The organism is Rhizobium bangladeshense (assembly GCF_017357245.1).
Lineage (GTDB): Bacteria > Pseudomonadota > Alphaproteobacteria > Rhizobiales > Rhizobiaceae > Rhizobium > Rhizobium bangladeshense.
In genome coordinates, this window is sequence record NZ_CP071612.1 from 2,951,054 (window position 1) to 2,975,974 (window position 24,921).

General features: G+C 60.8%; 23 protein-coding genes and 1 other RNA gene. 9 read left to right on the forward strand and 15 right to left on the reverse strand.

Features of this window, described 5'->3' with window-relative positions; genetic code table 11:
* Position 1: 1 nt before the first annotated feature.
* The 10 genes from J2J98_RS14385 to J2J98_RS14430 all read right to left on the reverse strand — a co-directional run bounded on the left by J2J98_RS14385 (position 2) and on the right by J2J98_RS14430 (position 9,302).
* The gene (locus J2J98_RS14385) at positions 2-1,759 is read right to left on the reverse strand and encodes a peptidoglycan D,D-transpeptidase FtsI family protein (protein WP_138393157.1); all 1,758 of its coding nucleotides are present in this window, start codon (positions 1,757-1,759) and stop codon (positions 2-4) included.
* Positions 1,759-2,211 carry a cell division protein FtsL gene (ftsL, locus tag J2J98_RS14390; RefSeq protein WP_064705597.1) on the reverse strand — a complete coding sequence of 151 codons (453 nt, stop codon included), beginning with the start codon at positions 2,209-2,211 and terminating at the stop codon, positions 1,759-1,761. The genes J2J98_RS14385 and ftsL overlap by 1 nt, the downstream gene beginning before the upstream one ends.
* A gap of 1 nt (position 2,212) precedes the next feature.
* Positions 2,213-3,238 (reverse strand): 16S rRNA (cytosine(1402)-N(4))-methyltransferase RsmH, encoded by a 1,026-nt coding sequence (gene rsmH, locus J2J98_RS14395; protein ID WP_207601411.1) that lies wholly within the window; start codon positions 3,236-3,238, stop codon positions 2,213-2,215.
* 17 nt (positions 3,239-3,255) lie between these two features.
* Entirely contained in the window at positions 3,256-3,693 is a 438-nt protein-coding gene (gene mraZ, locus J2J98_RS14400; protein WP_221109917.1) for a division/cell wall cluster transcriptional repressor MraZ, read from the reverse strand.
* A 410-nt stretch (positions 3,694-4,103) separates the two neighbouring features.
* Positions 4,104-4,501: RNase P RNA component class A (rnpB, locus tag J2J98_RS14405), an RNA gene on the reverse strand.
* Between the two features lie 56 nt (positions 4,502-4,557).
* Positions 4,558-5,733 carry an NAD(P)/FAD-dependent oxidoreductase gene (locus J2J98_RS14410; RefSeq protein ID WP_138393155.1) on the reverse strand — a complete coding sequence of 392 codons (1,176 nt, stop codon included), beginning with the start codon at positions 5,731-5,733 and terminating at the stop codon, positions 4,558-4,560.
* Between the two features lie 10 nt (positions 5,734-5,743).
* Positions 5,744-6,931, reverse strand: coding sequence for an NAD(P)/FAD-dependent oxidoreductase (locus tag J2J98_RS14415; protein ID WP_207601413.1), 1,188 nt, complete (start codon positions 6,929-6,931; stop codon positions 5,744-5,746).
* A 116-nt stretch (positions 6,932-7,047) separates the two neighbouring features.
* Positions 7,048-7,575 carry a lytic transglycosylase domain-containing protein gene (locus tag J2J98_RS14420; RefSeq protein ID WP_064705601.1) on the reverse strand — a complete coding sequence of 176 codons (528 nt, stop codon included), beginning with the start codon at positions 7,573-7,575 and terminating at the stop codon, positions 7,048-7,050.
* A gap of 261 nt (positions 7,576-7,836) precedes the next feature.
* Positions 7,837-8,598 carry an N-acetylmuramoyl-L-alanine amidase gene (locus tag J2J98_RS14425; RefSeq protein ID WP_207601414.1) on the reverse strand — a complete coding sequence of 254 codons (762 nt, stop codon included), beginning with the start codon at positions 8,596-8,598 and terminating at the stop codon, positions 7,837-7,839.
* On the reverse strand, positions 8,595-9,302 hold the full coding sequence (locus J2J98_RS14430) for a J domain-containing protein (RefSeq protein ID WP_064705603.1): 708 nt from the start codon (positions 9,300-9,302) through the stop codon (positions 8,595-8,597). Before J2J98_RS14430 ends, J2J98_RS14425 begins: the two co-directional genes overlap by 4 nt.
* A gap of 384 nt (positions 9,303-9,686) precedes the next feature.
* On the opposite strand from J2J98_RS14430, the gene J2J98_RS14435 reads away from it, so the two are divergent.
* The 3 genes from J2J98_RS14435 (at position 9,687) to J2J98_RS14445 (ending at position 12,892) form a co-directional block, all read left to right on the forward strand.
* Positions 9,687-10,898 (forward strand): pyrophosphate--fructose-6-phosphate 1-phosphotransferase, encoded by a 1,212-nt coding sequence (locus J2J98_RS14435; protein ID WP_207601415.1) that lies wholly within the window; start codon positions 9,687-9,689, stop codon positions 10,896-10,898.
* A 58-nt stretch (positions 10,899-10,956) separates the two neighbouring features.
* On the forward strand, positions 10,957-11,592 hold the full coding sequence (locus J2J98_RS14440) for a LysE family translocator (RefSeq protein ID WP_207601416.1): 636 nt from the start codon (positions 10,957-10,959) through the stop codon (positions 11,590-11,592).
* 358 nt (positions 11,593-11,950) lie between these two features.
* Positions 11,951-12,892 carry a lytic transglycosylase domain-containing protein gene (locus tag J2J98_RS14445; RefSeq protein WP_207601417.1) on the forward strand — a complete coding sequence of 314 codons (942 nt, stop codon included), beginning with the start codon at positions 11,951-11,953 and terminating at the stop codon, positions 12,890-12,892.
* A 119-nt stretch (positions 12,893-13,011) separates the two neighbouring features.
* On the opposite strand, the gene J2J98_RS14450 is transcribed toward J2J98_RS14445, so the two are convergent.
* Positions 13,012-14,433, reverse strand: a complete 1,422-nt coding sequence (locus tag J2J98_RS14450) for a serine hydrolase domain-containing protein (protein WP_207601418.1) — start codon at positions 14,431-14,433, stop codon at positions 13,012-13,014.
* Here J2J98_RS14450 and J2J98_RS14455 point away from each other — a divergent pair.
* The 6 genes from J2J98_RS14455 (at position 14,432) to J2J98_RS14480 (ending at position 19,817) form a co-directional block, all read left to right on the forward strand.
* A complete protein-coding gene (locus J2J98_RS14455) occupies positions 14,432-14,581 on the forward strand; it encodes a hypothetical protein (RefSeq protein WP_207601419.1) in 150 nt (49 codons plus the stop codon). The two genes, J2J98_RS14450 and J2J98_RS14455, sit on opposite strands and share 2 nt — an antisense overlap.
* A 45-nt stretch (positions 14,582-14,626) precedes the next feature.
* A complete protein-coding gene (locus J2J98_RS14460) occupies positions 14,627-15,871 on the forward strand; it encodes a BtaA family protein (RefSeq protein WP_207601420.1) in 1,245 nt (414 codons plus the stop codon).
* Entirely contained in the window at positions 15,868-16,542 is a 675-nt protein-coding gene (locus J2J98_RS14465; RefSeq protein ID WP_207601421.1) for a class I SAM-dependent methyltransferase, read from the forward strand. Before J2J98_RS14460 ends, J2J98_RS14465 begins: the two co-directional genes overlap by 4 nt.
* A 127-nt stretch (positions 16,543-16,669) precedes the next feature.
* On the forward strand, positions 16,670-17,467 hold the full coding sequence (locus J2J98_RS14470) for a glycoside hydrolase family 25 protein (protein ID WP_064705610.1): 798 nt from the start codon (positions 16,670-16,672) through the stop codon (positions 17,465-17,467).
* 81 nt (positions 17,468-17,548) lie between these two features.
* The gene (locus J2J98_RS14475; RefSeq protein ID WP_207601422.1) at positions 17,549-18,772 is read left to right on the forward strand and encodes a lytic murein transglycosylase; all 1,224 of its coding nucleotides are present in this window, start codon (positions 17,549-17,551) and stop codon (positions 18,770-18,772) included.
* Positions 18,773-18,911: 139 nt separating this feature from the next.
* The gene (locus J2J98_RS14480; RefSeq protein WP_207601423.1) at positions 18,912-19,817 is read left to right on the forward strand and encodes a DMT family transporter; all 906 of its coding nucleotides are present in this window, start codon (positions 18,912-18,914) and stop codon (positions 19,815-19,817) included.
* A gap of 456 nt (positions 19,818-20,273) precedes the next feature.
* Here the strand turns inward: J2J98_RS14480 and metF are convergent, their stop codons facing one another.
* The 4 genes from metF to J2J98_RS14500 form a co-directional block, all read right to left on the reverse strand.
* A complete protein-coding gene (gene metF / locus J2J98_RS14485; RefSeq protein ID WP_064705613.1) occupies positions 20,274-21,176 on the reverse strand; it encodes a methylenetetrahydrofolate reductase [NAD(P)H] in 903 nt (300 codons plus the stop codon).
* 1 nt (position 21,177) lies between these two features.
* Complete coding sequence (locus tag J2J98_RS14490) at positions 21,178-22,203, reverse strand: ArsR/SmtB family transcription factor (protein WP_064711683.1); 1,026 nt, start codon at positions 22,201-22,203, stop codon at positions 21,178-21,180.
* A 150-nt stretch (positions 22,204-22,353) separates the two neighbouring features.
* On the reverse strand, positions 22,354-24,003 hold the full coding sequence (gene ettA, locus J2J98_RS14495) for an energy-dependent translational throttle protein EttA (RefSeq protein WP_064705614.1): 1,650 nt from the start codon (positions 24,001-24,003) through the stop codon (positions 22,354-22,356).
* Positions 24,004-24,100: 97 nt separating this feature from the next.
* Positions 24,101-24,841 carry a ribonuclease T2 family protein gene (locus tag J2J98_RS14500; protein WP_064705615.1) on the reverse strand — a complete coding sequence of 247 codons (741 nt, stop codon included), beginning with the start codon at positions 24,839-24,841 and terminating at the stop codon, positions 24,101-24,103.
* Positions 24,842-24,921: the final 80 nt, after the last annotated feature.

The window sequence follows — 24,921 nt, forward strand, 5'->3', positions numbered from 1 at the left end:
CTCAATAAGACACCAGCAAGGCCGATCCGCCCTCACCAAATTTCGGCTCGATGCCGAGAATGGGGGCAGCGCGGCGGATGATATCACGGGCAATCGGACCGGCCGTACCGGCGGAGAGTGTTCCGCCATATTGCTTTTCGCCTGTTTTCGGCTCGTCGCAGAAGGTGATAACGGCATATCTGGGATTATCGATCGGGAAGGCGGCGATGAAGGAATTGAAGTTCAGCGTCGAGGAATAACGCCCGTTTACCACCTTGTCCGCCGTACCGGTCTTGCTGCCGACGCCAAAGCCCGGCACGCGGGCGACGCGGCCGGACCCCTTGTAACCGTTGAAATCGAGGAGGTAGCGGACTTCGTCGCTGGTCGACTTCTTGAGGACCTGCTTGGCGATCTGGTCGGCCTGTTCGCGCGTGCGCGGCAGGAATGTCGGTTCGATCAGCTTGCCGCCGTTGACGAGGGCAGCCGCCGCCATCCCGGTCTGCAGCGCGGTCGTCGAAACGCCGTGGCCGAAGGAAATCGTGATCGAATTGATTTTCTTCCAGACGCGCGGTTGGCTCGGCATCTTCACTTCCGGCAACTCGGTCTGCATCTTCGTCAAGAGGCCGAGCTTGGTCAGATAGTCCTTCTGCGAGTCGATGCCGACGAGATCGATGACGCGCGCCGTGCCGATGTTCGAGGAATACTGGAAGATTTCGGGAACTGTCAGCCAGCGGCGCTGCCCGTGAAAGTCGTGGATGGTGAAGCCGCCGATATAGATCGGCTTGCTGGCGTCGAATGTGTCCGACATCTTCACCTTGCCGCTGTCGAGCGCCATGGCCAGCGAGAAGGTCTTGAAGGTCGATCCCATTTCGAAGGTACCGTTGGTCATCCGGTTGAGCCAGCCTTCCTTGGCGCCCTCCTGTGGATTGTTCGGATCGAAATCGGGTGCCGATGCCATGCCGAGCACCTCCCCGGTGTGCACGTCGATAACAGCCGCGCCCGCGCCCTTGGACTGGAAGTTGTTGACGGCATTGACGACCGCATCGCGAACGATGTTCTGCACACGCAGATCGATCGACAGACGCACCGGCTCCAGCGGCTGGTCGCTTGTCATGCCGACCGAGGCGAGATCGGCAAGCCCCTGGTCGTCGATAAATTTCTCCATGCCGGCTACACCGCGGTTGTCGATGTTGACGTAGCCGAGAATATGCGCGGCGGTCGGCCCGCCCGGATAGAAGCGACGCTTCTCCGGCCGAAAGCCGATGCCCGGAATGCCGAGCGCCAGGATCTGACTTTGCTGCTTCGGCGTCAGCTGCCGGCGCAGCCAGGCAAAATGCGAGGTCTTGACAGAGAGCTTCTTATAGGTGTCTCTGACATCGAGCTCCGGCAGAACAGTTGCAAGCTTCTCCACGGCCTCGTCGACGTCCACGATCTTGTTCGGCTCGGCAAACAGCGAGACCGTCCGGATGTCGGTTGCCAGCACCTCGCCGTTGCGATCGAGAATATCGGGACGCGAGGCCATCAAGCGGTCGGGGGGCAGGATGCTGGAGACCACCTCCTGATCCTTCATGGCATATTCGACGAGACGGCCGCCGATGACGACATAGACACCCATGAAGCCAAGGATCAGCAGCCCTACCCGGCTTTTTGCCTGCCCCGACTTCCTCTTGCGGGACCCCTCGATGGCTACGCCGGCGGAAGGACCGCCGAAGCGATTATAGACGCCGGCGGAGAAATGCGCCTGGCTCTTCAAGACCATGATGCGGGAAAGAAACGACATTATTCCACCGACCCCGTTTCGATCTCGTCTGCTTCATCCTGCACCAAGCCGCGCTGCTGTCCTGAGCCGCGTGGCGCGGGCGTCGGCACGGGCTGCGCTTTGGCCGTGACGGTCGCGCCCTTCGCACCGGCTTTGGCCTCTGTCACGTCGGGGACGGGAACCTCGGATTTCAGCATCGGCAATTCCCTAGCGTGCACGAGGGCCGTCGAATCCGTCGGCTGCAACTGCAACTCCGCATTATAGGCATTGACCAGCCGCTCCAGCCGGTTCGGCTGCGATTGCAGTGCCCAGTCAGCCTTGAGAAGGTCTATCGTATCTTTCTCGAGTTTGATCTCGGCTTCGAGGCGATGAACCTCCTCGAGCTTCAATTCGGCGCGATGCTTGATCGTGTAGGTGACGGCGGCAGCTGCCGTCATCACGCCGATGAGCACGAGATCGAACGTTTTCAGCATGTCAACCTCCAAGCTTTCCGAGAGTGGCAAGATTGGGAAACCCGAAGAGCGACATATCCGCGGCCTCGGCGGCGGCGTCCGTCCGCAGACCGGCGCGCAGCTTGGCGGAGCGGGCGCGCGGATTGGCTTCAGCCTCCGCCTCGCTTGCCGAAACCATCGGCTTGCCGATCACAGTGAACGTCGCCGCCCGCTGATGCGCGGCCGGCAGGTGCCGCGAGCCCGTCGCCTTGCCGGCGCGATCGGAGAAGAATTTCTTGACGATGCGGTCTTCGAGCGAATGAAAGGTGACGACGACGAGCCGCCCGCCCGGCTTCAGCGCTCGTTCCGCCGCAAACAATGCCTGCGCCAATTCCCCGAGCTCGTCATTGACGAAAATGCGCAGGGCTTGAAAAACCCGCGTCGCGGGATGGATCTTGTCTTTCATCTTGCGCGGAGTGACCAGCTCGATGAGACCAGCAAGATCGCGCGTCGTTTCGAAGGGCTTTTCCTCGCGCCGCTTCTCGATCGCATGCGCGATTCGCGGCGCCTGGTTCTCCTCGCCGAGAAAATGGAAGATGCGGATCAGGTCCGCGACCTTGGCGCGGTTGACGACGTCGGCGGCGGAAACGCCGGTCGCCGACATGCGCATGTCGAGCGGCCCGCTTTTTTGGAAGGAGAAGCCGCGCTCGGGCTCGTCGATCTGCATGGAGGAGACGCCGATATCGAGGACGATGCCGTCGAGCCCGCCCTGCGGCGCATGATCGGCAAGGTTCGAGAATTGCGAATGAATGAGCCGGAGGCGACCAGCATGGGCGGCAACCATCGCCTGGCCGGCGGCAATCGCGCTGGGATCGCGATCAAGCGCGATCACTTCAGCGCCGGCCGCAAGGATGGCCGAGCTATAACCGCCCGCACCGAATGTACCATCAAGGATGAGCTTGCCGGGTGCAGGCGCCAGCGCGGCGAGGACTTCACCGAGAAGAACAGGAATGTGACGAACCGGTCCGCCACCGGCATCAGTTGAACCTCCGCCAGGATTCGCCACCATTCCGTTCCCTCGTTCTTTCAGGAACGCTTGCCCGCCAGCTTGCGCTCCCCTCGTGCCTGCGCCTGCGCCGCTGAAAATGTCTGCGGCTGCCAGAGCTGAAAATGATCCGCTCGACCGACGAAGGTCACTTCGTCCGAGATGCCGGTGAAGTCGCGGATGAAGTCCGTGACCATCAGCCGCCCCTCGGCATCGAGCTTCATGAAGACCCCGCCTCCGTGAATGAGAAGCGACATCTCGTTCGCATCCGGCGAAAACGGATCCTCCGCAGCAATCTGCCGCTCGAACCTTTCGAGAAGATCCGGGCCGCCGACACTGATCGCCGGAAACACAAAGTCCTGGAAGCAGTAGAGCTCCTGGACGTTGCGCTGCGCCAGCACGGAACGGAAACCCGAAGGCACGGAAACCCTGCCTTTGGCGTCGATCCTGTTGGTCGCATTCGAAAGGAAGCGGCTCATGACACGAAACATCCGTTTCCGTAGGGATCCGGACATCATTCAAATGCCCGAAACCCCCAATATCAGGCACAGCTTCGCAAGCCGGATGAGCTAATTCCCACCCGACGCTTCCAGAGAGGAAGGCGCCTTTGCTTTGCGATGAATGGGCAAATGATTGCCCCGATGCAGTGCGCATTTGGGATAGCATGGGACCATATGGGCGTCAATGGGATACGCCCATTTTGCAACGGACGCATGATCAAACATTTATAAGCTGTTAAGTTTAACAAAGGGTTAGCGGCACGATTTTACGGACACATGCAAAGGTGGCTTAACACAAAAACGCATCCTATAGACGCATTAGCTCTCACTTGAAAACGCACTGTGTCAGCAACTTAGGGGAATCGTGCCATGCCGCAGCACGAATGTTAATCGCCAGTTGGCCTGTAAGCCGGGTTCTGTATGGCTCCGGCGCGAACCGGAACGTGGCAGCCATTCCTCTGGGACAGCGTTCGCACGCTGCCTCGCGCAACCCACCCGGATGACTGGCCTGGAAACCGGCCGGAGGGCCTTTCGGCCCACCGCGTCATCCCTATTCGGTCTTGCTCCCGGTGGGGTTTACCGTGCCATATCCGTTGCCGGAGATGCGGTGGGCTCTTACCCCACCCTTTCACCCTTACCTGTCATGACAGGCGGTTTGCTTTCTGTGGCACTTTCCCTGAGGTCGCCCTCGCCGGACGTTATCCGGCACCGTGTTTCCGTGGAGCCCGGACTTTCCTCACTCTACCGCCTTTCGGCGTTGGTAAAGCGCGGCTGCCCGGCCAACTGGCAGGGCTCCCTTAACTGAGAGAGCCCGTAATTGCTACCGAAATATAGGTAACAGTCTTAACGGAAATAAGGTGTGAAATCCGTGGAGTAGCCCTGTTCGCTGATTCTGCCTGATAAAAGCAGCTCTGCTCCGAGCCTGCCGATTTCATCTGAACTCTTGGCTGAGGTGCCTGCACAGCCCGTCAGCACCGCAATCCCAGGCGAAGAACCATAGCCGATCATCGGATAGCCGCTTTCCGTATTGGAGACGACGCAGGCGGCCGTCGAAATCGAAAGCGGCGCCAGATCGGGCACGATTTTGGCGACGATGCGCTTCAGATGCGCGCGCACGGTCTCGCGCCCCTCGGTCCTGAACCAGGCCCGCATCTCCGCGTCGTCGCGCAACACCAGGTCATCGGGATCGCCGCCGATCTTCAGGTAGAATTTGCCGTCGGGATAACGGATCGGCGGCAATAGATAGATATGCATATCCGGAACATCGAGTATGAGCGACGGCATTGCTGCAAGGCGAAACGCATCGGCCTCGCTCACCTCGAAAAGGGTCACGGTCCTGCCATAAACCGTCATGGCAACCGGCCGCGGCAACAGATTCTCCGCAATGGAAAATCCGCCCGCCGCCAGCAGCACTTTCTCGCCGCGATAGGTTGGGCCCCCCGAGGTTTCGACGGTCGTAAGCCCGCCCTCCTCACGGATCGAGACGACATGGTCTCGGATCACCGTAGCGCCTGCCCTTTCCGCCAGCAGAGATTGCGCCTTGACCAGCTTGCGCGGACTGATATGTCCCGCCCCCGTCGCCTCGAAGACACCCGCGCTTCCGGCGGGAAAGGCAAAGAATGGAAAGGCCGCCTTCAACCCGGCCTCGTCGGGAAGGCTGGTCTCGACTCCGAGCGAAACGGCGGCATGGCGGGTTTTCTCAAGATAATCGCTTCCATCAGGAGCGACGACGACGCAGCCGACTTCGCGATAGAAGTCGATGCCGCTCTCGCTCGCGATCTGGCCGTAGCGGCCGATCGAGCGGTTTGCGAGCAGCGCCCAGTTGCAATCAGGATCGATGGTGCGGGTAATCCGTCCCTCATCGTAATGACTGGCGAAGACACCCGTATGCGCCTTGCAGTCGACCGGCTCGTCCGGTCCGATCACCGCCACACCATCCGCCCGCCGCGCCAGATGCCGCGCCGCGGCCGCCCCCATCAGACCTCGGCCTACAATGATATATTTGAAATCGACCGTCATCCTATCCCTCTTAAACGAAGACCGGCGTCAGTTCGCGGCCGAAGTCCTCGTCCCCGAGCTGCCCGTCCTTGAGAAGCACGGCGCCCAGGCGCCCAAGTTCGTCGGAGGATTTGGCCGCCACGAAATTGCCGCCGGTCAGCACCGCGACGCGCGGCAACTGCGTGAATCCGACATAGGGATAACCGGTTGGCGTAAAATTGGCGAGACAAGGTGCCGAAGTGACCGGGCAGCCGGCAAGCTCCGGCATCAGTTGCAGGGCGATGCGCGAGAGATGATCGCGCTCGGCCGCACTCCCGTCGGAACGGAACCATGCGCCGGCATCCTCCAGACGGTTGAAGGAAACCGTCTCTGTATCGCCGCCGAGCTTCAGATAGGTCTTTCCGTCGGGATAACGCACCGGCGGCAGGATATAGATGTGATCCTTGTCCCGGTCGCCAAGCACGATCGTCGAAGGCATGTCGCCGAAAACAGCCATCTCGCGCTCGCCGATTTCATAGAAGGCAACTGTGCGCGCCATGACCCTGAGTTCGACGGGCCGCGGCAGCAGGGCATGGAAATTGCTGAAGGCGCCGGCCGCGACCAGCACGCGCTCGGCGTTGTAGCTTCTATCGCCGGCCGTCACCTCGACATGAGACCCCGCGTCGCGCACCGATGTAGCGGTCGCCTCGATCAGAGAGACGCCGCCCTGTTCGGCAAGCCTGGCCTGCGCGCGCACCAGCGCCCGCGGGTTGATGTGCCCGGCGCGATTGCGCTCGAAATATCCGCTGAAATCGGGACTGACTTTAAGATAGGAAAAACGGCGAGCGAGCTCTGCCGGTGCAACGATCTCGATATCGCTTCCGAGCGTGCGGCTGACAGTCAGCGCCCGGCGAAGAAAGTCCTGCTCGTCCTTGGGCGGCGGACCGGCAAAGAGGCAGCCGACTTCCGAGAAGAAGGAAATGCCGCTCTGCGCCTCGATCGCGCGATAGCGGCCGAGCGCCCGCGCGGCGAAGCTTCCCCAGGCGCGATTGCCGTCGAAGGTGCGGGTTATGCGCGCTTCGTCGTAGTGGCTGGCGAAGACGCCGTGGTGGGTCTTGCGCTCCCCTGGCTCCGGCGGGCCGATCAGTGCGATGCCGTCGGCCATCAAGGAGAGATGCCGTGCGGCAGCCGCCCCCATCATGCCGCGTCCGATGATGATGAACCTGAAATCAACTGCCATATTTCACCTCATCTCGAGGTGGCCCACCCCGTTTCGAGGTGGGATATCATGGCAAGCGTCTCAATTCATATCGGAAAAACGGCAGCGGAAAATTTTCCTCCGATCCGCCTGGCGTCTCAGTCGAGCATCGCCAGGACCTTCCCGCAATAGGTCTTCGACACCGGGTTCATGCGCGTCGCGCCATGGCCGGCATTGTATTTGAGGATGGTGTTGCAGGTCTGTCCACCGCCGAGCTGATGGGCGGCTGCCAGATACTTCATGCCATATTTGATGTTGGTCTCCGGATCGAACAGCCCTTTGGCCCTCCCGGAATAGCCCATCATCCGCGCCGTCGCCGGTTTGATCTGCATCAAGCCGATCTCGCCGGCGCTGCCGCGAGCCTTCGGATTGAAATTGCTTTCGACGCGAACGACGGCCTGCGCGAGCGCAACCGGCACGTTGTATTCAGCCGCATATTTGTTGATCAGCGCAGCATAGGGGATGCTGGTGGAGATATCGGGCGTGGGATAGCCGCTCTGGCGATCGACGGTTTTAAGCGAGATAGTTTTGGCCCTGACGCCCCATTCATCACCAGCCAGGGCAAAGCTATACCCTGCCAGCAGCATGCTAAAGCATGCCGCAGCACCAACAATCAGATTTTTCATATAGTCTCTTCACTCCGACCCAAAGAATTGCAGGACTGCGCGCCTCGCCGTCATCCGGTCATACGTGATCAAGACTGATCACGTTCCGTAGCAATTCTTATCGTTTCATTTGGCGCTCTTGGTTACACTTGAAACCAGCCGTAAGCGCCGTTCAGCGGGCGTCCTTAGACCATCGCAATGAGGAGATAATAGGGAAATGATGTGGCGGGGAGGATTTCTCGCGAACGACGGCAAAACCGCCGCGAGATCCGCGCCCTGCCCTCAAGAGTAACGCGGCAGTGCCGACAGCAGCCGATGCAGCGTGTCGATCGTCGAGAAATCGGCGATCCCATCCACCCGCTCCGGCCGGAAATGGCGCTGGAAGGCCTCCACGTCTCCCATCGTCTTTTCAGAGAATTCGCCTGTGATTTCAGTGCCGTAGCCGTAAAGCGACAGCATCGATTGCAGCGCCTCCACGGGCTGGCCGGCATCCCCCCGCTGGAAGAACCGGCCGCCGGTAATCATCGCCGGCTCGACCCAGTGGCCTACACCCGCCCGATGAAGCTCGGCCCAAGGGAATTTTTCCCCCGGATCGACCTTGCGAATCGGGGCGACATCGGAATGGCCGAGCACCCGTTCCGGCGCAATCGACCAACGTTTGACACAGTCGTGACACAATTCGATCACGGCGGCGATCTGCTCTTCCGGATAGTCGGGAAGGCCGCCGGGATGGCCGGCATTGGCGATCTCGATGCCAATCGACAGCGAATTGATATCGCTCTCGCCATGCCAACTGCTCTTGCCCGCGTGCCAGGCGCGCCGCGCTTCCGGAACGAGTTGGATAACCTGTCCATTCTCGTGCACGAAATAATGGCTGGAAACCTGGCTCTCCTCCCGACAGAGCCAGTCGAGCGCACCATCGGCCGTCGGCATGCCGGTATAATGCAGCAGGATCATATCGGGATGCCGCCCATCCGCCCGCTCGCCGTGGTTGGGTGACGGGCGCACGGAAGCGCGTCGATAATCGGCCTCGAAAGAGGTCATGCGGCGCGGCGTTCCTTTTCGATCGCAGCATAGGCTGCGTTCAGCGCCGCCATGCGCTCGTTGGCGATCAAATGGAACTCCTGCGGCACCCCGCGCGAGATCAGTCGATCCGGATGATGTTCGCTGACCAAGCCGCGGTAACGGCGACGGATCGTCGGAAAATCGTCGGAAGGCGACACGCCGAGCACCTTGTATGGATCGCCGCCGGACGACACGTGGCGAGCGGCGATCTGCTCGAAACGTGTCTCGCTCATCTCGAAGATCTCGCCGATGTGACGCAGGAAATTCAGTTCCTTCTCATGGATCAGCCCGTCGGCCTTGGCGATGTGGAAAAGCCCATCGAGCACGTCTTCCAGCACCGTGCAATTGGCCGCACAGGTGATGCAAAGCGTGGAGAGTCGCTCGGCATAGGCCTCATAGCCGGCAATATCCTGACGCGCGAGGTTATAAAGTCTGGCGACGTTTTTCGCTTGATCCGGCGGGAACTCGAAGATTTCCCGGAAAGCGTCGACCTCCTTCTCGGTGACGATGCCGTCGGCCTTAGCCATCTTGGCCGAAAGCGCGATGATCGCCACGGAGAAAGCCACTTTGCGCCGGGTTTCGGGATCGCCTTCGAAAACCGTTCGGATAGCCTCGACGACCGCGGAAAGCGCATTGCCCGCGGTATTGCCAATGGCATTCAACAGTTTTTCCCAGAAGGACATCGAAATCTCTCGCACGTTAGTCAAGTATGGCAATCAGCTTGACCAAAGAATCTAAGCCTTTGCAAGGCGACGTTTGGTCATAGGATCGAAAACACTTTTCACAATTCGGTAATTATTGCGTTGCAGCAAGCGATCGATCGCCTTCACTGATCTGTCAGGAGAAGATTGCCCACAGCTTCCTCAAGGCTTAACCGCCGATTTCCACAAACAGTTCCCGACAGGCAAATTGAGCTTGAACCGATTATATCGATGCTTCGCGCCACCTTCAGCGTTCAACCCGGTAAAAAGCCGCGTTTTTCGTAAATTCTTTACTTTACAGAGCCCTTTCCCTGCCGCATCCATGCGGTAGCTAACGCTGCCGCACCGAACACCATAGGAGGAATCATGGCCAAACAGAAAGTCGCAATGCTGACCGCCGGAGGCCTGGCGCCCTGTCTCTCCTCTGCTGTCGGCGGCCTTATCGAACGCTACAGCGACGTCGCGCCTGACCTCGACATAGTCGCCTACAAGTCTGGCTATCAGGGCGTTCTGCTCGGCGAAGGCATCGAGATCACCGGTCAAATGCGTGAAAAAGCGCCGCTGCTGCACCGCTATGGCGGCTCCCCCATCGGCAACAGCCGCGTCAAGCTCACCAATGCCGCCGACTGCGTCAAGCGCGGCCTTGTCAAGGAAGGCGAGAATCCGCTGAGGGTCGCCGCCGAACGTCTTGCAGGCGACGGCATCACCATTCTCCACACGATCGGAGGCGACGACACCAATACTACGGCCGCCGACCTTGCTGCTTACCTCGCCGCCAACGGCTACGACCTGACCGTCGTCGGTTTGCCGAAGACGGTCGACAACGATGTCGTGCCCATCCGCCAGTCGCTCGGCGCCTGGACGGCCGCGGAGGTTGGCGCCTACTTCTTCGATAATGTCGGCAACGAACAGACCGCCGCCCCCCGCACCCTCGTCATCCATGAGGTCATGGGACGCCATTGCGGCTGGCTGACAGCCGCCACCGCCCGCGCATACCTCCAGCGCACCAGACACAATCAATATGTCGACGGCCTGATGATGGATTCGCAACTGAAGGGTGTCGACGCCGTCTATCTGCCCGAAATGGCTTTTGACCTCGACGCCGAGGCCGCTCGCCTCAAAGAAATTATGGACCGCACCGGCCATGCCACCGTGTTCGTCTCGGAAGGGGCCTGCCTCGACGCTATCGTCGCCGAGCGCGAAGCTGCAGGCGAGACCGTCAAGCGCGACGCTTTCGGCCACGTGAAGATCGACACGATCAATGTCGGCGCCTGGTTCCAGAAGCAGTTCGCCAACCTTCTGAACGCCGAACGTTCGCTTGTGCAGAAATCGGGCTACTTCGCTCGCTCGGCGCCAGCCAACGGCGACGACCTAAGGCTGATCCAGAGCATGGTCGATCTCGCCGTCGAAAGCGCTCTCAACAAGGTCTCCGGCGTCACCGGCCATGACGAGGCGCAGAACGGTAAGTTGCGCACTATAGAATTTCCCCGCATCAAAGGTGGCAAAGCTTTTGACCTGTCTACGGCATGGTTTGCCGAAGTCATGGACAATATAGGGCAGAAATACAAAGAAGCATGATTGACGGATGGTTAATATGGTGTCTTTGCTTATTCCCGACGGAATAGGAGGAGATTCCATGTCGCTTGAAGCCTGGCTCGCTTTTGCTGCCGCATCCGCCATCATGCTGGCCATACCGGGGCCGACGATACTGCTCGTCGTTTCCTATGCGCTTGGCCATGGCCGCCGGACGGCCTTTGCGACGGTGAGCGGCGTGGCGCTTGGCGACTTTACCGCCATGTCCGCGTCTCTCTTCGGCCTCGGCGCGGTGCTTGCCACTTCCGCCACCCTCTTCACCCTGTTGAAGTGGATCGGCGGAGCCTACCTGATCTGGCTGGGAATCAAGCTCTGGCGGGCTCCCGTTATCGGCGAGCCGGTCGCTGACAACGATAATCTGCCGGAGGAAAAATCGCTCAAGATCTTCCTCCACGCCTATGTCGTTACCGCCCTCAATCCGAAGAGCATCGTCTTCTTCGTCGCCTTCGTACCGCAGTTCCTCAATCCGGCCCTGCCCTTCCTCGGGCAGATGGCCATCATGGAAGTGACCTTCCTCGTGCTGGCGATCCTCAACGCCGCCACCTACGCGTTTCTCGCCCACTCCGCTCGCGGACTGATTCGCAAGGCGAGTGTCCAGCGTGCGGTGAACCGGACCGGAGGCACCTTGCTGATCGCTGCAGGTGCTGTCACCGCCGGATATCGCCGTATTGCAGCTTAGAGCCTTCCCGATCAGCTTGAAGCATTCTGCCGGAGCAGGGTTTCGTCAGGTCAAAGGCGTTGGCGACGAGCAAACCTCCTGGTACGTCCGTGCCGATCGCCTTCGATCTTGCTAGAGATGCCCGGCCACACCACTTCGCTGGCGAAGCGATAAGTGCGTCCGGCGAGTCTGAAGTCTTGCATTGTCGGGCAAATCTGCGGGAGGGTTGGGTGAAACGTGCCGGCTAATCGGGAAAGGCTCTCAAAATAATCCGTGGTTGCCGGAATGCCACGAATACGTTAATGGGGTCGTCAGGTTAAAGCTTTTTAGTAACTTTTATAACGCTGCCGGGGCGGCGCGATTTCACGAAAGTGACGGAATGGTAGCGATCGGATTATCCGGGCTGAAACGCAGTCTTGTCGTTTCCACGGTGCTCTGCTGTGGCGTAATGACCGGCTGCACCAGCGTCGAATATACCTCTCAGGCCGAACTCACAGCTGCTCAGACCGTGGTGCCGACGCCGAAGCCCGGCGAAGACGCGACACTTGCCGCGGTCCCGACCGCAGAAGGTGTTGCCGGCCAGGCAATCGCCGCCCTTCCCCAGACGCCGGCGGGCCCCTCCCTCGTCGCAACGGCGATGCCGGCAAATGCGCCGTCTCAGCCTGCCGATCTGACCATGCAGGCAGGGATCCAGCCGGGGGCCTATGCGCAGATCCCGCTGACCCCCGAGATGACGGCGATCCAGTCCGTCGTGCCGACGCCGCGGCCGGGAACGCCGGCACAGCCGGCGACGCAGCTCGCCTTTGCCGCCACCCCACAGAACAGCGCGCTTGCGGCACTGGCCGCAGTCGACACGACGCCGCGTTCCATGGATTACGGCTTCGACGAATCCGGGCCGATCGATCCGCCGACGGCTCCCCCGATGTTCAGCGACGACGACAAGGATGATGCGCCGACCGTCGAGAAGAGCTTCGTCACCAAGCTCATCCAGAAATACTCTAAGATTTACGAAATCCCTGAAACGCTGCTCCACCGCGTCGTCCATCGCGAAAGCCGCTACAATCCGAAAGCTTACAACAAGCGCGGATATTTCGGCCTCATGCAGATCAAATACAACACCGCCAAGTCCATGGGCTATGACGGTGCGCCGGGCGGCCTGTTCGACGCGGAGACCAACATCAAATATGCCGCGAAATATCTGCGCGGCGCCTGGCTCGTCTCCGACAACAAGGAAGACGACGCCGTACGACTCTATGCCCGTGGCTATTATTACGACGCCAAGCGCAAGGGCATGAACGACATTGCCCAAGGCAATTACTGACAACAAAGACTGAAATGCTTTGACGTGTAAACGCCCGGATCGGATTCTCGGGAATGTACGATGCACAGATTCAAAGTGTTGGAGCGTGCTTTTTGCGCCCGAAAGGAACTCACGCCGCTCTATGGCTGCGCTTGCGTCCGTTGCTGCGATCCGGCCTCCTGTTGCGCCCCTCCCGGTTGCGGCGACGCCGCTAGAATCGCCTTGAGAAGCATCTGCGGCTGATAACCGAGCCAGCCCGGCGTCAGGCCGAGCCGGACGACGATCAGATTGGCGGAAGGCACGATCGCCATGCTCTGCCCGTCATGCCCCGTGAGCCAGAACGTATCCTCCGGCAGCCCGAACGCCGCGTTTGAACCACCTGGCGCGAGCCAAGCCTGGCCTTGCGTATACCGGCCGTTCGACGCCGCCGTCGGTGTGCGCATAGCGCCGACGAAACCCTCCGGCAGCAACCGCTGACCGTTCCACACGCCATCCTGCAGCAGGAACTGCCCGAAGCGCGCCCAGTCATGCACCGTCGCGTAGAGGTAGGAGCTTCCAACAAAGGTGCCCCGCGCGTCGAGTTCGAAGACGGCGCTCGTCATGCCGAGCGGAGAGAAGAGCGCGTCGTGCGGGTATGAAAAAGCCGCCGGGGCATTACCGACCCGGTCCATCCAGATGCGCGACAAGAGCACCGCCGTGCCGCTCGAATAGCGGAAGCGCTGGCCCGGGGCCGCTTCCATCGGCGCACTCGCCGGCAGCGACACCATGTCGGGGTCGAGATAGAGCATGCGCGTCACGTCAGCGACCGTGCCATAGTTTTCCTTGAAGGCAAGGCCGCTCTCCATGCCGAGAAGATCGGATACCTTGATCCTGGCGCGCTGATCGTCCTTCCACTGCGCCAGCAGATGATCATCGTCAAAAGAAATCTTGCCATCGAGCATCAACCGGCCGAGGACGGCCGCATTCACCGTCTTCGTCATCGACCAGCCGATCAACGGCGTCTTCGCTGAAAATCCGGAGCCGTAGGCTTCGGCGACGATACGGCCATCACGCACCACCACGATCGCCCGCATCGCCGGTCCGGCAAGTGCTGTATCAGTAAGCACTGCGGCGATATTTTCGTCTCGACCGCCGATGCCCTCGCCTTCCGGCCACAACGCCGCGCTCGCCTCCATTTTTGCCGGCGCGTCGAAAGGTACGGCATTCGCCGCCGCCTCGAAATCGCCGTCGGGCACGCTCGTGCACCCAAAAGCGCCGCGGTAGAGCGCGTAACTCGAAGCAAACAGACCCATGAAGCGCGCGGTCACACGGTTGTCGTCACGGTCGACGCTGACGCGCACGAGCCGCAGCAACGGATTTCCCGGCGCCTGCACGTCGTCCTCCAGCACCTCCTCCGCATTCCTTCCGGCGATGAACACATTGGAGCAGACGATCTTGGCGGCATAGCCGTCACCGACGCGCAGAAGTTCCGGCGGCCAGATGAACAGCCAGGCGGCGCCGGCAACGACAGTGAAAACGAGAAGGAGAGCAAGCGCCTTCAGGGCACGCAGGACAAATCGCATGACATTCCTCCGAATGACCGGAGAGAAGCAGGATTTCCCCCTGCCGGAAAGGGGGCGGCGCGAAGAAGATCCCTCACCCCGATCACTTTCCGAGGAGGAGGATGTCTTCCAACAGCGCAGGCTCACAGCCCGCGTCATCAAACTGTAGCAGTGGCGCGCTACACGCCCTGAACGCTAAAAAGGTGACAGACTCATGTCAGAATTTGCACCGGATGCCGGCTTCCGCAAGAACCGGAAACTCAAGGACGCCCTTCTCCGCCACAAGGCTTTTTCGAAGGATGGCTTTTCCGAGCGTCTCTTCGGTCTCCTCTTCTCCGGCCTCGTCTACCCGCAGATCTGGGAGGATCCGGATCTTGACATGCAGGCGATGGAGCTGCAGCCAAATCATCGCATCGTCACCATCGGCTCTGGCGGCTGCAACATGCTCGCCTATCTCTCCAGGGCACCGGCCTCGATCGACGTCGTCGATCTCAATCCGCACCACATTGCGCTGAACCGCCTGAAGCTTGCCGCATTCAAATACCTTCCCGGTCACGCCGATCTCGTCCGCTTCCTGGCAATGCCGAATGAGAAGTCGAACAGCCGCGCCTACGATCAGCATCTCGCCGCCAAGCTCGACGAGACGACGCGCAGTTACTGGAACGGCCGCAAGTTCGGCCGCCGCCGCGTCACCGTTTTCGACCGCAATATTTATGAAACGGGCCTGCTCGGCCGCTTCATCGGCGCAGCCCATCTCCTTGCCCGTCTGCACGGCGTCAAACTGCGCGAGATGACCAAAACCCGCTCGATCCGCGAGCAGCGTCAGTTCTTCGACGAGCAGATCGCACCCCTGTTCGAGAAGCCGGTCGTACGCTGGATCACTGGCCGCAAAAGCTCGCTCTTCGGACTCGGGATTCCGCCGCAGCAATATGACGAGCTTGCAAGCCTTGCCGCCGATCAATCGATCGCGCCGGTGCTCAAGCACCGCCTAGAAAAGCTCGCCTGTCATTTCCCGATGCGCGACAACTATTTCGCCTGGCAGGCCTTCGGCCGCCGCTACGGCACGGAGGAAGAAGGCCCGCTGCCGACCTATCTGAGGCCCGAGCACTACGAGGTGATCCGCGCCAATGTGGATCGCGTCAACGTCCACCATGCAAGCTTTACCGAACTTCTGGCTCGCGAGCCGGCGGCCTCGCGTGACCGCTACATCCTGCTCGACGCGCAGGACTGGATGACCGACGGCCAATTGAACGACGTCTGGCGCGAGATCACCCGCACTGCCCGCGAAGGCGCACGCGTGATCTTCCGCACCGCCGCCGAAAGGAGCATTATCGAAGGTCGTCTCTCTCCTTCGATCCGCGACCAATGGGACTACTTCGAGGAGAAGTCGCGAGAGCTGAGCGCGCTCGATCGCTCGGCGATCTACGGCGGCTTCCACATCTACGGGAAAAAGGCGTGAGCAAAGCCGGCGCCGAGACGGCGGAAAAGAGCGAGCAGCATGCCAGCCTCATGGATGGCATGTACCGCTACCAGCGCCATATCTACGACCTGACGCGAAAATATTACCTGCTTGGGCGCGACAGCACGATCCGCAATCTGGACGTGCCTGACGGCGGCACCTTGCTCGAAGTCGGCTGCGGCACGGGGCGCAACATGGCTTTGGCTCATCGACATTTCCCGAGCGCCAAGCTGTTCGGCCTCGATATCTCCCAGGAAATGCTGATTTCGGCGCGCAAGACCTTCGCCACCAAGGCGACGATTCCGGAGTTCCGCGTCGCCGACGCCACGGCGTTTACGCCGCGTGAATTCGGTGTCAGTGGCTTCGACCGCATCCTGATTTCCTATGCTCTGTCGATGATTCCCGATTGGGAACGCGCCGTCGATGCATCGATCGCCGCGCTCAATCCCGGCGGCCAGTTGCATATTGTCGATTTCGGCCAGCAAGAAGCCCTGCCGCGCTGGTTCCGAAGCATTCTGCAGGCCTGGCTTGCGAAATTCCATGTCACTCCCCGCGCCGATCTGCGGGAGGTTCTGGAAGCGCAGTCCCGGGAACACGGTGCGCAACTGTCCTTTGAAACAGTCGGCGGCGGTTACGCCTGGCGGGCGGCAATTATCAGCAGGCGTTCATAATTCGCTTGAAACTAACCGATTTTTTACGTTGATATGGTGAAAAGAGGGTTATTCCTCTGCTGGGCTCGTCGTTTTCGAAGGTCAGACTGTGGGGCAAAGAGATCATTCGGTTCACGACGGGATACCCATGCGCCGGCTTTTGTGTTGCGTTCTGCCCCTGGCCATCCTGCTGGCCGGTTGCTCTTCCTCCGGTTATGACTATCTCGAAACGGCATCGATCAAACCGAAGACGCGCTTCAAGGACACTGATCCGCAGGATTTCGGAGCAAAGCATCCGCATCAGAACGCGGTTCATGGTATCGACATCTCCAAATGGCAGGGCGATATCGACTGGAGTACGGTGAAGACTTCCGGCGTCGCCTTCGCCTTCATCAAGGCGACAGAAGGCAAGGACCGGCTAGACCCCCGCTTTGACGAATACTGGCGCGAGGCTCGCGCCGCCGGTATCCCGCACGCTCCCTATCATTTCTATTATTTCTGCTCCTCGGCCGACCAGCAGGCCGACTGGTTCATCCGCAACGTGCCGAAGGACGCCATGCGCCTGCCGCCAGTGCTCGACGTCGAATGGAACGGCGAATCGAAGACCTGCCGCTATCGTCCCGACCCGGAAACGGTGCGCGCGGAAATGCAGCGCTTTATGGACCGGCTGGAGGCCTATTACGGCAAACGCCCAATCATCTATACCTCGGTCGATTTCCACCGCGAAAACCTCGTTGGCTACTTTCAGGACTATCATTTCTGGGTGCGCTCGGTGGCAAAACACCCGGAAGCGACTTACTCCGACCGTCGCTGGGCCTTCTGGCAATATACCTCGACCGGTGTTGTTCCCGGCATCAAGGGACCGACCGATATTAACGTTTTTGCCGGCAGCGCAAAGAACTGGAACAATTGGGTCGCGACCGTTTCTAAGGATGCAAATTCTTAGTAACGTCTTTCAATCTTTCTTGCTTCCGTCACATTCCTCTGTGAAAGCGACGGGCATCCATTTTCTATAAGGACCGCATTCATGCACCGCTCGCTCACAAGCCGCTCTGCACTCGCCCTCCTGTTTGCCCTTACTTTTGCAGGCGGCGCGGCCGCCCAGCAGGCGCCAGCTGCCTCCGACCCGTCGGCAGCGCCCTGCGGCGGCGATCTGTCCGACTTCCTCGAGGGCGTCAAGGCCGACGCAATTGCAGCGGGCGCCAGCGCGGCGGCCGCCGATGAGGCGCTCGCCGGCGCCGAGGTCGATCAGAAGGTCCTGAGCCGCGATCGCGCCCAAGGCGTCTTCAAGCAGACCTTCCTCGAATTCTCCCAGCGCACCGTCAGCCAGGCCCGCCTCGACATCGGCCGCCAGAAAATGAAGCAATATGCCGACGTCTTTGCCCGGGCCGAGCAGGAGTTCGGCGTGCCCCCCGGCGTCATCACCGCCTTCTGGGCGATGGAAACCGACTTCGGCGCTGTCCAGGGCGATTTCAACACTCGCAACGCTCTGGTGACCCTGTCGCACGACTGCCGCCGCCCGGAACTCTTCCGTCCGCAGCTTATCGCCCTCATCGAAATGGTCCAGCACGGCGACCTCGACCCCGCCACCAACACCGGCGCCTGGGCCGGCGAGATCGGCCAGGTACAGATGCTGCCGCGCGACATCATCGCCTATGGCATGGATGGTGACGGCGACGGCCACGTCCGCCTGAAGCAAAGCAGCCCGGACGCCATTCTGACGGCAGCGAAATTCATCCAGCATCTCGGTTTCGAGCGCGGTCAGCCCTGGCTGCAGGAAGTGACCTTGCCCGACAACCTGCCCTTCGAGAAATCCGGCCTTGGCGGCACGATGAAGGCCAGCGAGTGGTTCGCGCTCGGCGTCAAGCCGCGCGACGGCAACACGGGCTTCGGCGATCTCGAAGGCGACCTCGTGCTGCCGCAGGGCCGCATGGGACCGGCCTTCATTGCCTATCCGAATTTCAAGATCTATCTCGAATGGAACAAGTCGTTCATCTACACGACTTCGGCCGCCTATTTCGCGACCCGCCTTTCTGGCGCCCCGACTTACCTGAAGGGCACACCGGAACAAGGGCTCGCCAATGACCAGATGAAGACGCTGCAGAGCAAGCTGCAGTCGCTCGGACATGATGTCGGCGAGATCGACGGCATCCTCGGTTCCGGCACGCGTGTCGCGATCCAGAAGGAGCAGCAGCGGTTGGGCATGCCGGCAGACGGCTGGGCGACGCCCGCCCTTCTCAACGCTCTCTAATCGCCGCTGACACTCCCGCCGCTCGCTTCGCAAGAAACGGGTGGCGCCGCTTTCCCTGCCCGTTAAACCATTATGGTGAGCAGCGACGCCGGAATTGGACGAGACGGTGACGATGCGGCTTGGGATGGAGGAGGACGGCATGGACACCAGAATGAACGCGTGGACCTGGAGCCTGCTGCTCCTGCTCGGTCTCATCTGGGGCGGCTCCTTTTTCTTCGCGCGCATCGCCGTCCAGCATATCCCGCCGCTGACCCTCGTCTTCCTCCGGCTGCTGCTGGCCGGGCTCGCATTGCACATTTATATCGCCGGCCGTTTAGACGTCTATCAGACCCTGAAATCCCGCTGGCGCGAATTCCTGATCCTCGGGCTGATCAACAATGCTCTGCCGCATGCTCTGATCTTCTTCGGCCAGACCCGAATCGGCGCCGGCCTTGCGGCGATCCTCAACGCCACGACGCCGATCTGGACCGTGCTGACCGCCAATTACCTCACCTCCGACGAAAAGCTGTCCTCTGCCAAGATCGCAGGCTGCCTCGTCGGCCTGGCCGGAACGATCGTGCTGATCGGCCCCGGACTGTCAGCCAGCGGCCAAGCACCCCTTTGGGCGCTGCTGCTTCCCGTGCTTGCCGCCATCTCCTACGGGTTCGCAGCCATCTACGGAAAGCGGTTCAAGGACGTTCCGGCACCAGTCACCGCCGCCGGCCAGTTGACCGCATCCTCGCTAATTACCTTGCCGCTCTCATTGCTGGCCGATCGCCCTTGGACGCTCTCCTTGCCGCCGCTCGATATCGTTTTCGCCGTTCTGGCGCTGGCGCTGGTATCGACCGCTTTCGCCTACATTCTCTATTTCCGGATCATGGCGGCGGCCGGCGCCACGAACGCCTCGCTTGTCACTCTGCTGGTGCCGCCAAGCGCAATCCTTCTCGGCGTGCTTTTTCTCGGTGAACGGCTGGCGCTTGGCGAATTCGCCGGCATGGCGCTGATCGGTTTCGGCCTCGTCATCCTCGATGGCCGCGCCTATCGCGCGCTGGTGAAACCCGCCTGACGGGCGGTTGCATTTCGTCTATGCTTTCAACCACTTGCAAGCCTGCCATGTTTTAGGCTCACAGGTAAATCCGTAATCGCCTGATTTAACGCCGCGTTAAAATGTGTGAACAAAAATTACGTGAAGATTATTGTTTTATTCCAACAGCTTGCGAAAACGATGTTCGACTTATCCACCGCCCATTTCGGCGGCGCAGCATACAATTCGCTTTCCAACCGACATATTTCAGACATAATATCAGCCGGTTAACGCGAGGAGACAGACATGGGACTCACGCAATCCTTGAATGTTCTGTTGGTCAGTGCAGCGTTCGTTTTCGTCCTATCCATGCTCTTCATTTGAGCGGGGTGGCGGGCGTGTACGCTGATAGTGCCTAAACTCCCCTGATCAATCCGCCAACGAAAAGCGCATGTCCCGCCCGACATGCGCTTTTTCACTTTTGAATGTTGCGGAAAATCAGGCCGCTGCGCCCGCGCTCTTTGTCGCCCGACGGGACAAGCCGAGATTTTCGAGCACCGCGGAAACCAGCGGCGCGCGGTTCATTGTATAGAGATGGAACTCATCGATGCCGCGCCGGACGAGATCCTCGATCTGTTCGGCGGCAACGTCGGCCGCGACCTTCGCCCGTTCCTCGGGCTTGTCGTCGAAGCCGGAAAAACGTTCGTCGAGGAAGGCGGGGATGACCGTGCCGCAGGCGCCGGCGAAACGCTTCAGTTGCGTCAGGTTCTGGATCGGCATGATGCCGGGCACGATCGGGATCGAGATGCCGGCAGCGCGCACTCGCTCCAGGTAACGCTCGAAATTGTCGTTGTCGAAGAAGAACTGCGTTAGCGCCCGGTCGGCGCCGTTGTCGGCCTTGCGCTTCAGCATCTCGATATCGGCGGCCGTATCGCGGCTCTCAGGATGCTTTTCGGGATAGGCGGAGACCGAGATCTCGAAATTTCCGATCTCCTTGAGCCCGGCCACCAACTCGGCCGCGTTGGCATACCCCCCGGGGTGCGGCGCGTAGGGCGCGCCAGCGCCGCCGGGCGCATCACCGCGCAACGCCACGAAATGCGTCACGCCGGCATTGCGGAATGTATCTATCACCTGATGCGTCTCTTCCTTCGTCGCGCCGACGCAGGTCAGATGAGATGCGGTGGCAAGCGGCGTCTGCGCCAGGAAGCGCGTGACGGTCGACAGGGTCGGCGCCTTGGTCGTGCCGCCGGCGCCATAGGTCACCGATACGAAATCCGGCTCCCAGTCCTGCAGCTTGCTGACGGTCTCCCAAAGCTGGCCTTCCATCTCTTCCGATTTCGGCGGGAAGAATTCGAAAGAGATCCCGATGTTGCGCCCGCGTGCTTCGTTTTTCAAAGCCATGTCATACTCTCCCGGCAAATGTAGGTTCGGCGCCTTCGCTCGTCTGCGAAGCCATGAGGCGCCTCGGATCGCGCGCGAGCCAGACGGTGACCGTCAGCCCCTGCCCGCCCTGCTGACCCGGATGAAGGTCGACGACCTGCTCGACATCGAGCCCGGCCTTGCGCAGCCAATCGGACATCGACTGGTGCGAGAAGCCGAGCCGGACGTGCGCATGCTCGTCGCGGAGATATTCGAGCGTGTGCGGCGCAAGATCGATGACCACGAGCCGGCCGCCCGGCCGGAGCATGCGCGCCGCTTCCGTAATCGCAATCTCCGGCTGGTCGAAAAAATGCAGGACCTGATGAATCGTCACCAGATCGAAATCCTGCCCCTCGAACGGCAGGTTCAGAATATCGGCGTGGCGCACCGTCGCCTTGGTGATGCGGGACTTGTCGAGGTTGGCGCGCGCCACGCTCAGCATGTCGCGGCTGGCGTCGACGCCGATCGCCCGCCGGTAGAGCCCGGATAGGAGTTCGAGGATGCGACCGGTTCCGGTGCCGAGATCGAGCAGCGAATCGATCGGCTGGTTGCCGAGCAGACGGATGACGGCGGCGTCGACCTCCTCGTCGGCGGCATGCAGGCGGCGAAGTTCGTCCCATTCAGCAGCGTTGCGGCTGAAATAGGCCTGTGCCCGCTCGGCCCGCTGGCGCTTGACCGCCGACAGCCGCTCGCCATCGCGAAGGATGGTCGGATCGTTCTCGGAGACATGCTTGAGCAACGCCCGAACGAGCATTGCTGCCTTGCCGTCCTGCTTGAGACGGAAGTAGGCCCAGGCGCCCTCCTGGTAGCGTTCAATCAGTTCGGCCTCGCCGAGCAGCTTCAGGTGGCGGGAAATACGGGGCTGAGATTGACCGAGAATTTCGGTAAGATCGGTCACCGTCAAGTCGCCGCCGTCGAGAAGCGCCAGAAGACGCAGGCGCGTGGGTTCGCCGGCCGCCTTCAAGACGTCCACAAGCCCATCCAGTCCAAGCTTCAAGGGTTCGCTCATCATCAGCCCAATCAAGATATAAAGATATCTTTATGTGATTTAAACGGCGGTGACAAGCGGCAATTCGCACTCTCTGCGAAATCGACTGCTCCCATTGCGACAGGAGCGAACATGAAAAAAGCCGGGGCTTTCGTAAACAAAACGCTGCGATCAGCGCGTCAGGCGCTTATGTGCCTGGCTGCCAGGATTGAGAGCGTCGGGGCCGAGGCGGCGAACCTTGTCCTCCTCATAATCCTCGAAATTGCCTTCGAACCACTCGACATGGCCTTCACCCTCGAAAGCCAGGATATGCGTCGCCAGGCGATCGAGGAACATACGATCGTGGCTGATGACGATGGCGCAGCCGGCGAAATTCTCAAGCGCGTTCTCGAGGGCGCCGAGCGTTTCCGTATCCAGGTCGTTCGTCGGTTCGTCGAGCAGCAGAACGTTGCCGCCGGACTTCAGCATCTTGGCGAGGTGAACGCGGTTGCGCTGACCGCCCGAGAGACTGCCGACCTTCTGCTGCTGATCGCCACCCTTGAAATTGAAGGCGCCACAATATGCACGGGAGTTCATGTCAAACTTGCCGAGCTTGATCACTTCGGCGCCGCCGGAGATCTCTTCCCAGACGGTCTTGTTGGGATCCAGCGCATCGCGGCTCTGGTCGACATAGCTGAGATGCACGGTCTCACCGATCCGGATCGAACCGCCATCCGGCGTTTCCTGACCCGTGATCATCTTGAACAGCGTCGTTTTGCCGGCGCCATTCGGGCCGATGATGCCGACAATACCGCCCGGCGGCAGCTTCAACGACAGGTCGTTGACCAGCGTGCGGCCGTCGAAGCCCTTGGTGATGCCTTCCATCTCGATGACCACCTGGCCGAGGCGCTCGCTGACCGGAATGATGATCTGCGCGTCGCCGGGACGCTGCTTCTCGGCGGCCTCCACCAGCTGCTCGTAGGACTTGATGCGCGCCTTGGACTTGGCCTGACGAGCCTTCGGGCTGGAAGCAATCCATTCCTGCTCGCGGCTGATCGCCTTCTGGCGTGATGCTTCCTCGCGATTTTCCTGCGCCATGCGCTTGGCCTTAGCCAGCAGGTACGCCGAGTAATTGCCCTCGTAAGGGATGCCGCGGCCGCGGTCGAGTTCGAGAATCCAGCCGGTGACGTTGTCCAGGAAGTAACGGTCGTGAGTGATCATCATCACGGCGCCGGGGTAGTCGCGCAGGTGCTTTTCGAGCCAGGCGATGGTTTCGGCATCCAGATGGTTGGTCGGTTCGTCGAGCAGCAGCAGGTCCGGCTGCGACAGAAGCAGGCGGCAGAGCGCGACGCGGCGCCGCTCACCACCGGAAAGAGTGGTGACATCGGCGTCGCGCGGCGGGCAGCGCAGGGCTTCCATCGCCATCTCGACCTGGCTTTCCAGATCCCAGAGGTTCTGGCTGTCGATGATGTCCTGAAGCTTGGCGCCTTCTTCCGCCGTCTCGTCGGAATAGTTCATCATCAATTCGTTGTAGCGATCAACGATCGCGGTCTTCGAGGCAACGCCCTCCATGACGTTCTCGAACACGGTCTTGGCGGAATCGAGCTGCGGCTCCTGTTCGAGATAGCCGACCGTGGCACCCTCGGCGAGCCAGGCTTCGCCGGTATATTCCTTGTCCTTGCCGGCAATGATGCGCAGCACGGTGGACTTACCGGCGCCGTTCGGGCCGAGGATGCCGATCTTGGCATCCGGGTAGAAGGAAAGGTGGATGTTCTCCAGGATCTTCTTGTTGCCATAGGCCTTGTTGAGGCCGGACATATGATAGATGAATTGACGTGCCATGCTGCGCTGCTCCGGGCGGGAAACTTCGTTTCGTGCCGCTATGTAGGCGAAACAGCGCCTGTGAGCAACGCCGAAACCCGGTTACGCAGGATTCCGGTCAAAAGCCCGCCGCATCGACAACGCCCTCGTCACAGCCGAAGGAGGTTTTTCCCGCCCCCCGGATCAGATCGGCAAGGCTCGCGTTTTTCCCCGATGCCGTTCCGGCATCCGCAGACAGGCCGATCGTCAGCTCACTGATCATTCTGACATTGCCGGCTCGCCGGCAGCTCATCTTGACGCGGTCACCCGCACCGGGCCCGAAACTCTTGTCGAAAGCCGCCTTGATCGCCTCGGCCTTGACCGTCTTGCCGATATTGGCGGCAAAGAGATCGCGCACGGCCGATGCGTTGAGCGCATCCACGAGACGGACGCTGACGCCGAAATAGTCTTCCACGCTCATTTTCGTGCAGGTGCCATGCTTTATCCACTCGTGCCGCTCGAGGCCGGACTGCGTGCCCGGCATCGCCTTTGCAAGCGCTGCCTGCGTCTCGGCCGAAACAGCGACCGCTGGCAATGCATCCCACTTGCCGTCTTTGTCGGCGGCCTTCTGGTCGTCGCTGACGCCGCAATAGTCCTGCCGCATCGGCCAGAGGCCGTGCAGCGAGAAATTGGTCGCGTCATGGCGCTCGCCGGTCTGGCTGGCGCATTCGGCTTTCTTCTGGTTCGTCTGGCAGAAAGCGGGCTGCCAGCTCGCGGCAAGAATGAAACGGGTACGGCCGTCGGTCTCCTGCGCCGTGGCAGCGCCAGCAAGGACCATCGATACGGCGAACGTAAAGGTACGCAACTGCATGCTGCTCATTTCAACCCCCAAAAGAAGAACAATGCGGGAACAGATAAGCACAAAGAGTAAACGACAGCAACCCTGAATCGAAACACATT

What these genes read in the sequence shown, in the direction of transcription:
- J2J98_RS14385 (WP_138393157.1), bottom strand. Translation starts at nt 1,759, where the DNA reads ATGTCGTTTCTTTCCCGCATCATGGTCTTGAAGAGCCAGGCGCATTTC.
- ftsL (WP_064705597.1), bottom strand. Translation starts at nt 2,211, where the DNA reads ATGCTGAAAACGTTCGATCTCGTGCTCATCGGCGTGATGACGGCAGCT.
- rsmH (WP_207601411.1), bottom strand. Translation starts at nt 3,238, where the DNA reads ATGGTGGCGAATCCTGGCGGAGGTTCAACTGATGCCGGTGGCGGACCG.
- mraZ (WP_221109917.1), bottom strand. Translation starts at nt 3,693, where the DNA reads ATGAGCCGCTTCCTTTCGAATGCGACCAACAGGATCGACGCCAAAGGC.
- J2J98_RS14410 (WP_138393155.1), bottom strand. Translation starts at nt 5,733, where the DNA reads ATGACGGTCGATTTCAAATATATCATTGTAGGCCGAGGTCTGATGGGG.
- J2J98_RS14415 (WP_207601413.1), bottom strand. Translation starts at nt 6,931, where the DNA reads ATGGCAGTTGATTTCAGGTTCATCATCATCGGACGCGGCATGATGGGG.
- J2J98_RS14420 (WP_064705601.1), bottom strand. Translation starts at nt 7,575, where the DNA reads ATGAAAAATCTGATTGTTGGTGCTGCGGCATGCTTTAGCATGCTGCTG.
- J2J98_RS14425 (WP_207601414.1), bottom strand. Translation starts at nt 8,598, where the DNA reads ATGACCTCTTTCGAGGCCGATTATCGACGCGCTTCCGTGCGCCCGTCA.
- J2J98_RS14430 (WP_064705603.1), bottom strand. Translation starts at nt 9,302, where the DNA reads ATGTCCTTCTGGGAAAAACTGTTGAATGCCATTGGCAATACCGCGGGC.
- J2J98_RS14435 (WP_207601415.1), top strand. Translation starts at nt 9,687, where the DNA reads ATGGCCAAACAGAAAGTCGCAATGCTGACCGCCGGAGGCCTGGCGCCC.
- J2J98_RS14440 (WP_207601416.1), top strand. Translation starts at nt 10,957, where the DNA reads ATGTCGCTTGAAGCCTGGCTCGCTTTTGCTGCCGCATCCGCCATCATG.
- J2J98_RS14445 (WP_207601417.1), top strand. Translation starts at nt 11,951, where the DNA reads ATGGTAGCGATCGGATTATCCGGGCTGAAACGCAGTCTTGTCGTTTCC.
- J2J98_RS14455 (WP_207601419.1), top strand. Translation starts at nt 14,432, where the DNA reads ATGACATTCCTCCGAATGACCGGAGAGAAGCAGGATTTCCCCCTGCCG.
- J2J98_RS14450 (WP_207601418.1), bottom strand. Translation starts at nt 14,433, where the DNA reads ATGCGATTTGTCCTGCGTGCCCTGAAGGCGCTTGCTCTCCTTCTCGTT.
- J2J98_RS14460 (WP_207601420.1), top strand. Translation starts at nt 14,627, where the DNA reads ATGTCAGAATTTGCACCGGATGCCGGCTTCCGCAAGAACCGGAAACTC.
- J2J98_RS14470 (WP_064705610.1), top strand. Translation starts at nt 16,670, where the DNA reads ATGCGCCGGCTTTTGTGTTGCGTTCTGCCCCTGGCCATCCTGCTGGCC.
- J2J98_RS14475 (WP_207601422.1), top strand. Translation starts at nt 17,549, where the DNA reads ATGCACCGCTCGCTCACAAGCCGCTCTGCACTCGCCCTCCTGTTTGCC.
- J2J98_RS14480 (WP_207601423.1), top strand. Translation starts at nt 18,912, where the DNA reads ATGGACACCAGAATGAACGCGTGGACCTGGAGCCTGCTGCTCCTGCTC.
- metF (WP_064705613.1), bottom strand. Translation starts at nt 21,176, where the DNA reads ATGGCTTTGAAAAACGAAGCACGCGGGCGCAACATCGGGATCTCTTTC.
- J2J98_RS14490 (WP_064711683.1), bottom strand. Translation starts at nt 22,203, where the DNA reads ATGAGCGAACCCTTGAAGCTTGGACTGGATGGGCTTGTGGACGTCTTG.
- ettA (WP_064705614.1), bottom strand. Translation starts at nt 24,003, where the DNA reads ATGGCACGTCAATTCATCTATCATATGTCCGGCCTCAACAAGGCCTAT.
- J2J98_RS14500 (WP_064705615.1), bottom strand. Translation starts at nt 24,841, where the DNA reads ATGAGCAGCATGCAGTTGCGTACCTTTACGTTCGCCGTATCGATGGTC.